The sequence below is a fragment of the Streptomyces sp. NPDC048462 genome (assembly GCF_043200175.1).
Taxonomy (GTDB): Bacteria; Actinomycetota; Actinomycetes; order Streptomycetales; family Streptomycetaceae; genus Streptomyces.
The window spans coordinates 24498-37500 of record NZ_JBICXG010000039.1; the positions used below are offsets into that span (position 1 = coordinate 24498).

The following is a 13003-nucleotide window of genomic DNA, read 5'->3' on the forward strand; positions in this document are numbered from 1 at the left end:
CCCCAAGTGAGGCTCGGATACGGTCCGTCGAGCCTCTCGCGGCGCGCCGCCCGGCACACTGGTGCGGCCCACAGGCCTCTCCTGGAGCCTGCCCCCGCAAGGTCCTACGGCTGTTCCGTACGACCGGCTCCCGCGCCCCGGACCGCCGCCAGTGCCGCCCGCACGCTCTGTTCGATGTCGGTGATCGGGTACAGCGCCTCGCGGACCGTGCGGTCCCGGTCCACCACCAGCGTCAGCCGCTTCAGCCGGCTGATCCCCGCGGCCCGGAAGGTCGGCAGCCGCAGTGCCGCCGTCAGAGTCAGGTCCGCGTCCGACAGGAGCGGGAAGCGCAGCCGCTCAGCCTCCGCGAAGGCGGCCTGTTCGTCCGGGCGTTGGGTGGAGACGCCGTGCACCGTCGCGCCCGCCGCCGTGAACTCGGCCAGCTGGTCGCGGTACGTGCACGATTCGAGGGTGCAGCCCCGCGCGCCCGGGATGCCCGCCCAGCCCGGGGGGTAGGACTCCGGGCGGGCGTAGGCGCCGGGGAAGAAGTACAGGACGGTGTACGGGGTCGCCGAGGCGACCGGGTCGTGCTCGCCGCCGGTGTGGAACGGCAGGCTCAGCTCCGGTACCCGGGTGCCCACCAGCGCGTGCACCCGTGCGGCCTCGTGCGAGGACTCCTGTGTGGTGGCCATGGTCGCTCCGTCTCCCGTCACCCACGCGTCGCCCCAGTCCTGGAGCGCGATCAGTACGGGCAGCAGGGCGCGGCCGCGCGGCGTCAGCCGGTACTCGTACCGGGCGGGCCGCTCCTGGTACGGCTCCCGGGACAGCACGTCCGCGTCGACCAGCAGCCGCAGCCGCTCCGTCAGGACCTTGCGGGACACCCCCAGCTCGTGCTGGAGCGCGTCGAAACGGTGCACCCCGCGCGCCGTGTCCCGCACGATCAGCAGGGTCCACCAGTCGCCGACCACGTCGAGCGCCTGGGCGATCGCGCAGTCGGCGTCGGCCAGGCTGGTGCGCTGGGGCATGGAGTTCCTCCGTCACGTCGGACGGCCATTCAACTGGATTGACCTGCGGAAAGCATGCTGCCATAGTCCGTTCCCAAAGGGAACTCGCCCGGAGCGTCCCTCAGGGTGGGGACGGGACGGGGAACGGCGTGCGGACGGGCATCGGGGCAGGCACCGGGACGGGGATGGTGCGGGGCGTGCCGCGCACGGTGCGGCTATTGGCACTCGGCGCGTTCTTCAACGGCGTGGTGAGCTTCACCTTCGTCTACCTCTTCGTCTACCTGACCGGGCCGCGTGGACTCTCCGTCGCCCAGGCCGGGGTGCTCAGCGGCATCGGAGGCGCGGGACTCGTCGCGGGCAACTTCACCGGAGGCTGGTTCGGCGACCGGTACGGGCACCGCCGGATGCTGCTGACCGGCGCCTGTGTGAGCGGGGTCGTGCTCGTCAGCCTCCCGCTCCTGCCGCTCGCCGCCCTGTACTGCGCGCTCCCGCTCGCCGAGTACGCGAGCGGCGTGGTGCGTGCCGCGAACTCCGCGCTCGTCGCGGTCTCCGTCCCCGGGGGCCGGCGGCGCCAGAGCTTCGCCCTCACCCGGTTCGCGGGCAACGGGGGCTTCGCCGTCGGACCGCCGCTCGGCGCGCTGATCGCCGCCCGCTTCTCGTACGACTGGCTCTTCGTCATCGACGGCGTCGGGACCCTGCTGTACGCCGCGTACGCGGCACGGATCCTGCCGGCCCCGGGCACCGCGCACTCCCGCCCCGTACACCGCCCGGACGCCCCCGGGCTCTGGAGCGAACTGCGGGCCAGGCCCGCCGTACCGGTGCTCCTCGCCGCGATCGTCTGCGTCGACCTGGTCTACCGCCAGCAGTACTCGACCCTGCCCGTGTTCCTCGCCGGCCACGGCCACGGCACCCAGTTCTACGGCTGGCTCATCGCCGTCAACGGGGGCGTCATCCTCTGTCTCGAACTCCCCGCCGCCCACGCGCTGCGCGACCGGGCGCCGCTCGGCATCGTGGGCACCGGACTGCTGCTGGTCGGGGTCGGGTACGCGGTGCTGATCCCCGGCGCGGGGGCGCTGTTCGCCGTCCTGATGATGCTCTCGCTGACGCTGGGCGAGATCCTCTACAAGACCCCGGCCACGGCCTACGTCGCGGACCAGGCACCCGCCCACGCCCAGGGCCGGTTCCAGAGCCTGTACGCGGGCGCCTCCATCAGCGGACAGGTGCTGGCACCCCCGTTGGGCGGCGCGCTGTACGCCACCGCGCCCGCGCTCCTGTGGCCCGCCTGCGCGGTGCTGGCCGGCGGCGCCGGGGTGGCCGTGCTCGCGGCCCGGCGGCTGCGTGAACCCGCCAGGCCCCTTCGGGCAACAGGAGGTGACACGCCACATACGGAGCCGGAGACGTCGGAGAAGACGGAGACACTGTGACCGGACCACCGAGAGACGATGACGCGGCCGTCATCAGCCAGTCGCTGGAACAGCCCGAGATGTTCGCGCTGCTCTACGACCGGTACGCCGCCGACATTCACCGCTATGCCGCCCGCCGGCTCGGCGAGGGCGCCGCCGACGACATCACCGCCGACACCTTCCTCATCGCCTTCCGGGCCCGCACCCGCTTCGACACCGGCCGGGAGAGCGCCCGGCCCTGGCTGTACGGGATCGCGGCCAACCTCATCGGCAAGCACCGGCGCGCCGAGGTCAGGGGGCTGCGGGCGCTGGCCCGCACCGGGACCGACCTGGTCGCCGAGTCCTGGACCGAGCGGGCCGACCACCGGGTCAGCGCCCAGGCGGCCCACACCGAACTCGCCGGAGCGCTCGCCGCACTGTCCGCCGGTGACCGGCACGTGCTGCTGCTGATCGCCTGGGCCGACCTCAGCTACCAGGAGGTGGCCGACGCGCTCTCGCTGCCCGTCGGCACCGTCCGCTCCCGGCTCAACCGGGCCCGCCGCAAGGTGCGCACAGCCCTGGGCGCCGATCCCACAGTCGTTACCGACAGCCTGGAGGCTGCCCATGGACACGGATGAGATGACGCTCCTGCGGGCACTGCGCGCCGAGGCGCCCACGCCGGACCGGTTGTCCCTGGCCGAGGGCCGGCAGCGGCTGACCGAGGCCACCGGGCGGCGTCGCCGGCCGCGCCCCGACTGGCGGCTCACCGCGGTGGCGACCACCGCCGCCGTCGCGCTGGCGACCGTCCTGGGCACGCAGCTCATGGGCGGGGAACAGGGCGTGCAGCCCGGTGCACGGACCATCGACATGACCGAACTCGGCAGTGCCGCACCGTTGTTGCGGGACGCGGCTGCCGAGGTCGCGGACGATCCGGTGCCGAGGCCGAGAGTGGGGCAGTGGGTCTACACCAAGGAGCTGGAGATCCGTGAGCAGGCGGACGGGCCGGGGGAGGAGCGCGGCGGCCCCCGGGAGACCGAGCACTGGTACCGGTACGCGGACCCGGAGTTCGAGAACGGGAAGTCGGGCGACGACCACTCGGCCCGCGAACGGTTCCGGTTCCTGGCGGACCTGCCCTCGGACCCGGTCGAGGTGCGGAAGCTGGCCCGCGCCTTCTACCCGAGCGAGGACGAGCCCGTCGCCCGTCACGACTTCCGTGCGCTGAGCATGCTGGCCATGTCCTGGCCCGCCGACCCGAAGGGGCTCGCCGCCGTCTACCGCGCGATGGCCACCGTTCCCGGGGTCCGGGCCGTGCGGACCCAGGACGCGCTGGGCCGGCCGGTCATCGGCATCCGCTTCCCGGGCAGGCCCGGTCTGCTGCTCCTGGACGCGGTGACCTTCCGGTACGCGGGCAGCGGCGGAATGTACTCGCCGGTCGGTGACGGCGCCGACGCCGTCATGAAGACCGCCCTGGTCGGCCGGGAGGGGGAGCGCCCCTGACCCCTTCCGGCCCGGATGTCCGCCGGCCGTCGTACGGGGGCTACAGGGGTGCTCCCGTACGACGGCCGGCGGACGCCCGGACGCTGAGACCGGTTGGCCGGGGCGGGCCCCGGCCGGTTAGGTTCTGGTCATGACCGACACGACTTCCACCAGCACCACCGGCGCCGTCGCCGCCGGCCTCGCCACCATCGCCGGCGACGGTTCCGTTCTCGACACCTGGTTCCCCGCGCCCGAGCTCACCGCCGAGCCCGGCCCGGCCGGAACCGAGCGGCTCACCCCCGACCGGGCCGTCAACCTGCTCGGCGAGGGCGCCGCCAAGGCCATCGGCGTGGACGCCCGCCGGGGCGTCGAGGTCGTCGCCGTGCGTACGGTCATCGGCTCGCTCGACGACAAGCCGCTCGACGCGCACGACGCGTACCTGCGGCTGCACCTGCTCTCGCACCGCCTCGTCCAGCCGCACGGCCAGAACCTGGACGGGCTCTTCGGCCTCCTGACCAACGTGGCCTGGACCTCGCTCGGCCCGGTCGCCGTCGACGACCTGGAGAAGGTGCGGCTCAACGCCCGCGCCGAGGGCCTGCACCTCCAGGTCACCTCGGTCGACAAGTTCCCGCGCATGACGGACTACGTCGCGCCCAAGGGTGTCCGGATCGCCGACGCCGACCGGGTGCGGCTCGGCGCGCACCTCGCCTCCGGCACCACCGTCATGCACGAGGGTTTCGTCAACTTCAACGCCGGCACCCTCGGCACCTCCATGGTCGAGGGCCGGATCTCCGCAGGCGTCGTGGTCGGCAACGGTTCCGACATCGGCGGCGGCGCGTCCACGATGGGCACGCTCTCCGGCGGTGGCAAGGAGCGCATCGTGATCGGTGAGCGCTGCCTGGTCGGCGCCGAGGCCGGGGTCGGGATCGCGCTGGGCGACGAGTGCGTCGTCGAGGCCGGTCTGTACGTCACCGCCGGCACCCGGGTCACGCTGCCGGACGGCCAGGTCGTCAAGGCACGCGAGCTCTCCGGCGCCTCGAACATCCTCTTCCGCCGCAACTCGGTGAGCGGAACGGTCGAGGCCCGCCCGAACAACGCGGTCTGGGACGGCCTCAACGACGTCCTGCACAGCAACGACTGAGACGGTCCCGCACAGCAACGACCAACACGTCCCGCACAGCAACGACCAACACGTCCCGCACAGCGATGACTGAGCGGTCAACAGGCGCTGAGCAGTTCCTCGTACGCCCTTCGCAGCCCGTCGGCCGCCTCGCGCCCGGCGGGCTGCAGCGGTTCCCGGACCGGGCCCGCGTCCAGCAGCGCCTTCGCGGTCACCGCGCCGGGCAGCCCGGACGCCATCATCAGCCCGACGAGCGGGGCCAGCAGCCCGTTCAGCCGCGCCGCCCCCGCCGTGTCCCCGGCGTCGAACGCGTCCAGGACGGCGCGCAGCGGGCGGGGCGCCACATTGGCGACCGTGCTGACGTAGCCCGCGCCGCCCACCGCGTACAGCGGCAGATTCAGCTCCTCGCAGCCCGAGTAGTAGGCGAGCGAGGTGGCCGCGATCACCTTCGTCGCGCCCAGCAGGTCCTGGGAGCAGTCCTTCACGGCCACGACGCGCGGGTGCTCCGCCAGCCGGAGCACCGTCTCCGGTTCGATCCGGGTGCCGGTGCGGCCGGGGATGTCGTACAGCATCAGCGGGAGGCCCGTCGCGTCGGCGACCCGCCTGAAGTGCGCCTCGACGGCGGCCTGCGGAGGGCGGCTGTAGTACGGGGTGACGACGAGCAGGCCGTCGGCGCCCGCCCGTTCCGCCTGTCCGGCCAGCTCCACGGTGTGCCGGGTGTCGCTGGTCCCGACGCCCGCGACCAGTGACACGTCCGGGCCGACCGCCTCCCGCACCGCGCGTACCAGGGCCGCCTTCTCGGCGTCCGAGGTGGTCGGGGACTCGCCGGTGGTGCCGCTGAGCACCAGACCGTCGCAGCCGTCCGCGACCAGGGCCGAGGCGTGCCCGGCGGCCGCGTCCGGATCGAGGGCCCCGTCGGCGGTGAACGGGGTGATCATGGCGCAGAGGGCGCTGCCGAAGGGGCGCGGCCGTGGTGCTCCGGGAGACGTCATGTCCGAAGTGTCCGCCCACCGGACCGTGAAGGTCTACTTAGTTCTTCTCCGGGTGAAGCTGAAGCAGCGCTCAACAATCTTGCGCTCTGGCATGATCGGCCGCACATGGGGCGGGGCCGACCTGGGGGCGGAAGCATGGGCGTGCGGGTACTGACGGGGACACGGATACGCGGAGCCGCCTCGGCGGCTCTGATCATGACCGGAACACTCACCCTGTCCGGGTGCGCGGGCTTCCTCGTACCGGCGGGGGAGGGGGAGGCGGGCCCGAGCCCGTCGCGCACGGCGTCCGCCGGGGTGCGCGCGGACCGGCCGTCCCCGCTGGACATCGCGTCCGAACCCGCCGCGCGTCCGGGGCAGCCGGTCCGCCCGACCTCCACACCCTCCGCCACCGGCTGCCCGGACTCGGGTCTCGTCGTGGACATGGGCCCCGTGGAGGCCGCCCTCGGCCACCGCGCCGTGGGGCTCACCCTGACCAACTGCGGCGGCAAGCCCGTCCGGGTCGACGGCTACCCCTCGGTCCAGGCCCTCGACGAGAAGGGTGACGCGCTGCCGGTGAAGGTGAATCCGGGCTCGTCCTACATGGGCCAGGACAAGGGCCCCGAAGAGGTCATGCTGTCCCCCGGGAAGACCATGCACTCGCTCCTGGCCTGGGTCTCCACCCCGACCGGCGGCGACATGATCGAGGGTGACGCACTGGAGATCGCCCCGGCGCCCGGCCTGGAGGCGCGCACCTTCCCGCTGGAGGGCAGCGACGTACGGCTGCTCGACGAGTTCAACATGACGGGCTGGCGGACCTCGACGACCGGGTGACCCGCGCGGCCGCCCCGTTCACCGGCCCGCTCGGAGGGCGAGCTTGAAGCCCTCGTGGCTCGCGGTGAACCCCAGCGACGCGTAGAAGCGGTGCGCGTCCGTCCGCTGCCTGGTGCTGGTCAGCTGCACGAGCGCGCACCCCACTGCCGCGCCCGCTCGACGGCCCGTTCCATCAGCTGCCGCCCGAGCCCGCCACCGCGCAGGCCGGGCCTGATCCGGACGGCCTCGCAGGTCCTGGCGGGTGGCGGGGCGCAGAACCATGGTCCCGATCCTCGCGTGGGGCCCCGGGGCCGCCGACGGGCCCGCCCCGGACGTCAGCGGCGCGACATGTACAGGCCGAATGCCTTGTGCAGCAGCCTGTTGACCGGGTAGTCCCACTCGCCGACGTACTCCGCCGCCCGGCCGCCGGTGCCCGCCTTGAAGCGCAGCAGGCCCATCAGGTGGTCGCTCTCGTCGAGGGTGTCGGTGATGCCGCGCAGGTCGTAGACGCTCGCGCCGCGCTCGTGCGCGTCGCTCATCATCCGCCACTGGATCGCGTTGTTGGGCTGCACCTCGCGCCGACGGCTGGTGGAGGCGCCGTAGGAGTACCAGACGTGCGTACCGACCGTCAGCATCGTCGCCGCGGAGAGGACCTCCCCGTCGTGGTGCGCCAGGTACAGCCGCATCCGCCCGGGGTCCTCGGCGCGCAGGGCGGTCCACATGCGCTGGAAGTATTCCAGCGGGCGGGGGATGAAGCGGTCGCGCTCGGCCGTCTCGCGGTACAGCTCGTAGAAGGCCGGAAGGTCGTCGTGGTCGCCCTCGACCACCTTGACGCCCGCCTTCTCCGCCTTCTTGATGTTGCGCCGCCACTGCTGGTTCAGCCCGTCGCGGATCTCCTCCAGCGACCGCCCGGCGAACTGGACCTGGAACACGTACCGGGGCTGTCCGGCGCTGAAGCCGTCCGTGCCCCCGTCCTCGCCCTGCCGCCAGCCCATCCGGCGCAGCCGGTCCACCAGCTCGGCGGCCCCCGGCTCGCACACGTCCGGCTCGATGTCACGCAGCCTGCGCGCGGCCGGATCGGGGATGGCGTCCTTGACGGTCCGCGCCTCCCAGCGGCGGGCGATCACCGGCGGCCCCATCCGTACCGTGAACGCTCCCTGCGCCTTGAGGTGCGCCACCAGCGGATCCAGCCAGCGGGGCAGATCGCCCTCGTGCCACGGGATGACCGGCCCCTCCGGCAGATAGGCCAGATACCGCTTGATGCGGGGGACCGGCCGGTACAGGACCAGCGCGGCCCCGACCAGCTCCCCGGCATCGAGCCAGCCGATGCTCTCCGCGCGCCAGTCGGGCTTCACCTCGCCCCACGAGGGGACCTGCATATGGCTCGCGGAACCCCGGCCCGCGACGAACGCCAGGTGCTGTTCACGCGTGATGCGCTCGACCCGCAGCGACATGCGGTACTCCGTTCGTTGTCCGGTTCTGTACGATGCGTCAGCCTAATGACGAAAGTGCGGACCGTAGTTGACCTCAAGCGCACTTGACGTAACAGGGTTGCCGTCACGGGCGCGCCGCAGGGGAGCGCCGGTGAGGGGAGCAGCCATGAGCGTGGAATTCGTGACCCGGCCCGATTTCACCCGAGCGGACGCGGGAATCGTCAAGGTCAGCACCTGGGACGTCGGCACGCCGGAGCGGCAGCGGCAGGCCGTCGAGGCCATCAGGGCGGCCTGGGGCGGCCGGGAGTGGCCGAGGCCCGGCCCGCTCTCGTGCACCGTCCACGTGGGGGAGGACGGCAGGACGCTGCTGCACTACTCGCAGTGGGCGGACGAGGAGAGCCACCGGGCCTTCGTCCGGGCCGGCCGCGACGAGCGCAACGCCGACATCGACGCTGCCGTGCCGGGGATCGAGCGGCTCGGGCTGCGCACCCACGAGCTCTACCGCTCCACGGCGGGCGGCCCGGACGCACGGGAGCCGGGATGCGTCGTGATCGTCGACGTCGAGTTCGACGGAGCGGACAAGGCCCGCCAACGCGACTGGGTGGACGGAGTGTTCGAGGCGCTCGGGACCGACCCCGCGCCCGCGCCCGGCGGGATCAGCGGCCACTTCCACGTCAGCACCGACGGAACCCGGGTGCTCAACTACGCGGAATGGGTGAGCGCGCAGGCCCACATCGACGCGCTGGCCGCCGCCGGGGACGGGATCGGGTCACGGACACCGCAGTGGGAGCGGGTGCAGGCCTACCCCGGCGTGAGCGGCGGCGGCGTGCACCGCTACACCCCCGCGCTCAGCCTGCGGCCGGCCCTCCGGACGCGGTGACCGCGCGGGCGTGCGCGCCGGTCGCACAGGGCTCCGCGGGCGGGCTGCGGGGGACCTTCCCGGGTACCGGGCGGCGGGGGACGAAAAACGTCTACGCTTGGGCCGCCTGTCCCCGTACGTGCCCGGAGCCATCGCCCGGCGACGCGTACGACCCGTACGTTCCTAGGAGAACCCCCTGATGTCCGCAGAGCGCCCCACCCTGCCGCCGGTACGGCTCCACACCGAGGCCGAGCTGGCACGGGACGCGCTTGCCGCGCCGCTGCTCGCCCGCGCCGTCCGGCTCGCCCGCTGGGCCGGACCCGGCACCAGGGTGGGCGCCGGCGGCGAGCTCGTCGAAGCGCAGCTGCCCGAGGCGGCCGAGCACCTCGGCCTCACCGCGGACGAGGACGGGGCGGCGGAGGCCAGCGAGGCCTGGCGGCTCGCGGTCGACACCGGGCTCGTCGAGATCGAGGACCCGGAGGCGGACGAGACGGAGCCCGGCGCGGACGCGGAGGCCGGCGCCGGCGAGGACGCCGAGGGCACCGTCACCGCAGGTGAGAACCTGGCGCTGCTGACCGGCGGATCGCCGCAGGACGTCCTGGCGATCTGGCTCGACGGCCTGGAGGCCGCGCACGCCGATGCCACCGCCCCCTTCTTCGACGACTTCGCCGACCTCGTCGGCGAGGACGGGTCGATCGACTTCGAGGCCCTGGACTGGGACCCGGAAACCGAGGCCGAGTTCCTCGACGGAGTGCTCGGCAACCTCTACCTGCTCACCGTCTCCGACAGCGCCGCGGGCGACGCACCGGTGCCGCTGCCCGCGCTCGCCGCGTCGATGATCGTGCCCGACGACATGGGCGAGCCCACCGACGACATCCTGGAGCAGGTGTCGGACGCGATGATGCGCCTCGACGACCAGTTCCGGGTCCTGGAGCCCATCGGCATCGTCGAGTACCAGCCGGTGGACGAGGCACTGCTGGCTGAGGAGGGCGAGAACGCCACCCCGCCCGCCGACGACGACGACGTCACCCGGTACGGGATGGTGAAGCTGACCCCCCTCGGTCTGTACGGCATCCGGGCCAGGATGCTGGACGCGGGCGTGGAGGCCCCGGTCATCGGCGACCTCGTCGACAAGAAGGCCGACGAGCTCCTCGGCGGCATCGCGTACTACCCCGAGGACGCGGCCCGCGGCGAGGTCCAGCTCTGGCTCGCCCGGCGCGGCGAGGACGGGGCCGCCGCCGAGCTCCTGGACGCCGCACGCGGTCAGGACCCGCAGGCACCGCTGCGCCGGCTGCACTGCCAGCAGGCGCTCGCCCTGGTCGGCGCCGAGGCGGAGCCCGCCGTGCGCGCCGTGCTCGACGACGCCGAGCTGGGCGGCCTCGCCCGGGTCTGGCTCGCGGAGCTGGGCGCGGCCGACGTGCCCGCGCCGCCGGAGTCGATGATCTTCTGGCTCGCCGTCGACACGATCGCCGCGCAGCTGGAGGCGGACGGCGATCTGGACGAGCTCCAGGGGCTGGTCGAGGGACTCTCCGGCCAGCACAGCGGATTCTTCGACGAGGTGTGGCGGGTGGACCACCCGGCCACGGCGGACGTCCTCGAGGCGATGGGCCGGCTGCACAGCGACAAGAAGCTGGCGAAGGACGCCCGCAAGGCCGCCTTCAAGGCCCGGTCCCGGGGCGGCTCCGGCAACTGAGGCGGACAGCGGCGGGGCGGCGGGACGGACCGCCCCGCCGCCGGGGAAGTTCACGGAACGCATTCCCTGGAAGTCGTGCTCAGTTCAACTGGTGTTGGCGACGGCGCGGGACGGTGATCCCGCCAACTACCGCCCCAGCTGCACCAGGAGTACGTGATGGCCTTCACGCGCAGGGAATTCACCAGACAGTCCGCCCTCACCGGTGCCGGCATCGCCCTCACCGGAACCGTCGCCGCGCTGGCCACCGCGCCCGGCGCCCTCGCCGCCGGGGACTCGAAGCACGGCCACGACGACCACGGCCACGGTCACGACCACGACGGTCACGGCCACGACGGTCACGGACACGGACACGGACACGAGCCCGGCTACGGGGCGCTGGTCCCCGACCCGAAGGGCATACTCGCGCTGCCCGCCGGATTCTCGTACAAGGTCATCACCCACAGCGGTGTCACCAAGCTGGAGACCGGTGAGTACACCCCCTCCAACCACGACGGCACGGCCGCCTTCGAGGGCGCGCGCGGCGTCACCCTGCTGGTGAACAACCACGAGCTGGCCGGCGTCCGCGCGGACTGGGAGCACCCGGTCCCGCTCACCGACGGCCTCGTCTACGACGCGGTCGCGGGCGGCGGCTGCACCGTGGTGGAGACCCGCCGCGACGGCCGCACCGCCGAGTGGGTCGGCATCGCCGGCACCTCCACGAACTGCGCCGGTGGCGCCACCCCGTGGGGCACCTGGCTCACCTGCGAGGAGACCGAGGACAAGGCCGGGAAGAACGGCCTGCTCAAGGACCACGGCTACGTCTTCGAGGTCGACCCGTACGACAAGCGCGCCAACCGCGACCCCCGCCCCATCAAGGCCTTCGGCCGGTACGCCCACGAGGCCGTCGTCATCGACCCCAAGCAGGGCCACGCCTACCTGACCGAGGACGCCTCCGGTCCCAACGGGCTGCTCTACCGCTGGGTCCCGCCGCACGGCTTCAGGCACGGCCGCGGCAAGCTGCGCACGCTCGCCGCCGACGCCGGTGTGCTGCAGGCCACCAAGTGCTTCGACCGCAGCGGCAGGTTCGTCGACGACCTCTCGCGCGCCACGAAGATCGGCACGGTGTACGGCGTGGACTGGGTCGACGTCCCCGACCGTGACGCCAGGACCGTCTCGGTGCGCAAGCAGTTCGGTGACAAGGCCGTCACCCGGGCCCGCAAGCTCGAAGGCATGTGGTGGGGGGACGGCGGCACCTACATGGTCTCCTCGTTCGCCCGTGACGAGAGCCCGGTGCAGCACGACGGCCAGGTCTGGTTCTACGACCCGAAGCGCCGCACCCTGACGCTGAAGGTGCTGCTCGGCGTCAACGCCGACCCCTCGAAGGACGGTGCCTTCGACGGCCCGGACAACATCACCGTCTCGCCGTACGGCGGCCTCGTGATCGCCGAGGACGGCGAGGGTGTCCAGCACCTGTTCGGGGCCACCGAGAGCGGCCGCACCTACCCCATCGCGCGCAACGAGCTGAACGCCGGGACCGAGGAGGACCCGGAGTACAGCGAGTTCACCGGGGTCACGTTCTCGCCCGACGGGAAGACGCTGTTCGCCAACATCCAGACGCCCGGGATCATGGTGGCCATCACCGGCCCGTGGAAGCGTCAGCCGCGAGAGCAGCGGTAACCCGTACGAGCGGTCCTGGCCGGCCGGTCCGGTGTCCCCCGGGGGAGGGACATCACGGCGTGGCACCGGGCCGGCCGGGCCGCCGGGTGCGTACGCCCGCCGTGGCGGGCGGAGCGGCCCCGGCGCACCATGTCGGAAAGGGATAAGCGCCACACCACGGGGGGCCCGCGGGCATCCCGGCATGGCCCGGTGCCCTTGCCGGAAGCGGGACAGGCGGCCGGCCGGGCGCGGAATCGCTGATTACGAATCCGGCATCAGTGGGGCCCCAGGAGCGGTCGGGCATGGCGTCCGGCGTTTCCAGGGCGCATACTCAAGGTAATGAAACAGTCAGCCGGATCCCGGCGTCACCTGCCTTCCAGTCCCTTCAACCGCCCGGCCCAGGCGGCCCCACCGGTCGAATTGTTCGATGTGGGCGACAGGGTGTCGCACGACCAGTTCGGACTCGGCCGAGTCCTTGCTGTCGAGGGCGACAACGACGCAGTGCTCATCGACTTCTCGGGGCGACAGGGGAGGATCCTGAGCCCGTACTCCAAGCTGACCAAGCTCTGAGAGAAGCCACGAGCACGCGCCGCGTCCGCCGTAGTCCTCTTCGTCTGCTCTGCCGACGGCCTCTTTCCCGT

The 13003-nt window shown here is 72.9% G+C and carries 12 protein-coding genes and 1 pseudogene; 9 read left to right on the plus strand and 4 right to left on the minus strand.

The window, feature by feature from the left end; translation table 11 throughout:
* Nucleotides 1-104: 104 nt before the first annotated feature.
* Nucleotides 105-1004, minus strand: coding sequence for a winged helix-turn-helix transcriptional regulator (locus ACGFU6_RS36395; protein WP_393616850.1), 900 nt, complete (start codon nucleotides 1002-1004; stop codon nucleotides 105-107).
* 164 nt (nucleotides 1005-1168) lie between these two features.
* Here ACGFU6_RS36395 and ACGFU6_RS36400 point away from each other — a divergent pair, with 164 nt between their 5' ends.
* The 4 genes from ACGFU6_RS36400 to dapD all read left to right on the plus strand — a co-directional run bounded on the left by ACGFU6_RS36400 (nucleotide 1169) and on the right by dapD (nucleotide 4982).
* Nucleotides 1169-2407: an MFS transporter gene (locus ACGFU6_RS36400; RefSeq protein WP_393616877.1), complete on the plus strand. Its 1239-nt coding sequence runs from the start codon at nucleotides 1169-1171 to the stop codon at nucleotides 2405-2407.
* Nucleotides 2404-3003: an RNA polymerase sigma factor gene (locus ACGFU6_RS36405; RefSeq protein WP_393616851.1), complete on the plus strand. Its 600-nt coding sequence runs from the start codon at nucleotides 2404-2406 to the stop codon at nucleotides 3001-3003. The genes ACGFU6_RS36400 and ACGFU6_RS36405 overlap by 4 nt, the downstream gene beginning before the upstream one ends.
* Nucleotides 2990-3862 (plus strand): CU044_5270 family protein, encoded by an 873-nt coding sequence (locus tag ACGFU6_RS36410; RefSeq protein ID WP_393616852.1) that lies wholly within the window; start codon nucleotides 2990-2992, stop codon nucleotides 3860-3862. Before ACGFU6_RS36405 ends, ACGFU6_RS36410 begins: the two co-directional genes overlap by 14 nt.
* 130 nt (nucleotides 3863-3992) lie before the next feature.
* Nucleotides 3993-4982 carry a 2,3,4,5-tetrahydropyridine-2,6-dicarboxylate N-succinyltransferase gene (gene dapD / locus ACGFU6_RS36415; protein WP_123526781.1) on the plus strand — a complete coding sequence of 330 codons (990 nt, stop codon included), beginning with the start codon at nucleotides 3993-3995 and terminating at the stop codon, nucleotides 4980-4982.
* Between the two features lie 77 nt (nucleotides 4983-5059).
* Here the strand turns inward: dapD and dapA are convergent, their stop codons facing one another.
* The gene (dapA, locus tag ACGFU6_RS36420) at nucleotides 5060-5953 is read right to left on the minus strand and encodes a 4-hydroxy-tetrahydrodipicolinate synthase (protein ID WP_393616853.1); all 894 of its coding nucleotides are present in this window, start codon (nucleotides 5951-5953) and stop codon (nucleotides 5060-5062) included.
* A gap of 195 nt (nucleotides 5954-6148) precedes the next feature.
* On the opposite strand from dapA, the gene ACGFU6_RS36425 reads away from it, so the two are divergent.
* Entirely contained in the window at nucleotides 6149-6763 is a 615-nt protein-coding gene (locus tag ACGFU6_RS36425) for a DUF4232 domain-containing protein (RefSeq protein WP_393616854.1), read from the plus strand.
* An 18-nt stretch (nucleotides 6764-6781) separates the two neighbouring features.
* On the opposite strand, the pseudogene ACGFU6_RS36430 reads toward ACGFU6_RS36425, so the two are convergent.
* Both ACGFU6_RS36430 and ACGFU6_RS36435 read right to left on the minus strand, forming a co-directional pair.
* Nucleotides 6782-6990, minus strand: a pseudogene (locus ACGFU6_RS36430) (GNAT family N-acetyltransferase); the annotation flags it as partial.
* 87 nt (nucleotides 6991-7077) lie between these two features.
* Entirely contained in the window at nucleotides 7078-8196 is a 1119-nt protein-coding gene (locus tag ACGFU6_RS36435) for a lipid II:glycine glycyltransferase FemX (RefSeq protein ID WP_393616855.1), read from the minus strand.
* A gap of 145 nt (nucleotides 8197-8341) precedes the next feature.
* Between ACGFU6_RS36435 and ACGFU6_RS36440 the strand changes: the two genes are divergently transcribed.
* From ACGFU6_RS36440 to ACGFU6_RS36455, 4 genes are all read left to right on the plus strand, one after another.
* Nucleotides 8342-9055 carry an antibiotic biosynthesis monooxygenase gene (locus ACGFU6_RS36440; protein WP_393616856.1) on the plus strand — a complete coding sequence of 238 codons (714 nt, stop codon included), beginning with the start codon at nucleotides 8342-8344 and terminating at the stop codon, nucleotides 9053-9055.
* A gap of 178 nt (nucleotides 9056-9233) precedes the next feature.
* Complete coding sequence (locus tag ACGFU6_RS36445) at nucleotides 9234-10727, plus strand: hypothetical protein (protein WP_393616857.1); 1494 nt, start codon at nucleotides 9234-9236, stop codon at nucleotides 10725-10727.
* Nucleotides 10728-10883: 156 nt separating this feature from the next.
* Nucleotides 10884-12383 carry an alkaline phosphatase PhoX gene (locus tag ACGFU6_RS36450; RefSeq protein ID WP_393616858.1) on the plus strand — a complete coding sequence of 500 codons (1500 nt, stop codon included), beginning with the start codon at nucleotides 10884-10886 and terminating at the stop codon, nucleotides 12381-12383.
* Nucleotides 12384-12701: 318 nt separating this feature from the next.
* Nucleotides 12702-12932, plus strand: coding sequence for a hypothetical protein (locus tag ACGFU6_RS36455; RefSeq protein WP_037711258.1), 231 nt, complete (start codon nucleotides 12702-12704; stop codon nucleotides 12930-12932).
* Nucleotides 12933-13003 lie beyond the last annotated feature (71 nt).

Bases quoted from the DNA above. Each gene is read 5' to 3' on its own strand.
- ACGFU6_RS36395 (WP_393616850.1), bottom strand. From the start codon at position 1,004: ATGCCCCAGCGCACCAGCCTGGCCGACGCCGACTGCGCGATCGCCCAG.
- ACGFU6_RS36400 (WP_393616877.1), top strand. From the start codon at position 1,169: ATGGTGCGGGGCGTGCCGCGCACGGTGCGGCTATTGGCACTCGGCGCG.
- ACGFU6_RS36410 (WP_393616852.1), top strand. From the start codon at position 2,990: ATGGACACGGATGAGATGACGCTCCTGCGGGCACTGCGCGCCGAGGCG.
- dapD (WP_123526781.1), top strand. From the start codon at position 3,993: ATGACCGACACGACTTCCACCAGCACCACCGGCGCCGTCGCCGCCGGC.
- dapA (WP_393616853.1), bottom strand. From the start codon at position 5,953: ATGACGTCTCCCGGAGCACCACGGCCGCGCCCCTTCGGCAGCGCCCTC.
- ACGFU6_RS36425 (WP_393616854.1), top strand. From the start codon at position 6,149: ATGACCGGAACACTCACCCTGTCCGGGTGCGCGGGCTTCCTCGTACCG.
- ACGFU6_RS36435 (WP_393616855.1), bottom strand. From the start codon at position 8,196: ATGTCGCTGCGGGTCGAGCGCATCACGCGTGAACAGCACCTGGCGTTC.
- ACGFU6_RS36440 (WP_393616856.1), top strand. From the start codon at position 8,342: ATGAGCGTGGAATTCGTGACCCGGCCCGATTTCACCCGAGCGGACGCG.
- ACGFU6_RS36445 (WP_393616857.1), top strand. From the start codon at position 9,234: ATGTCCGCAGAGCGCCCCACCCTGCCGCCGGTACGGCTCCACACCGAG.
- ACGFU6_RS36450 (WP_393616858.1), top strand. From the start codon at position 10,884: ATGGCCTTCACGCGCAGGGAATTCACCAGACAGTCCGCCCTCACCGGT.
- ACGFU6_RS36455 (WP_037711258.1), top strand. From the start codon at position 12,702: ATGAAACAGTCAGCCGGATCCCGGCGTCACCTGCCTTCCAGTCCCTTC.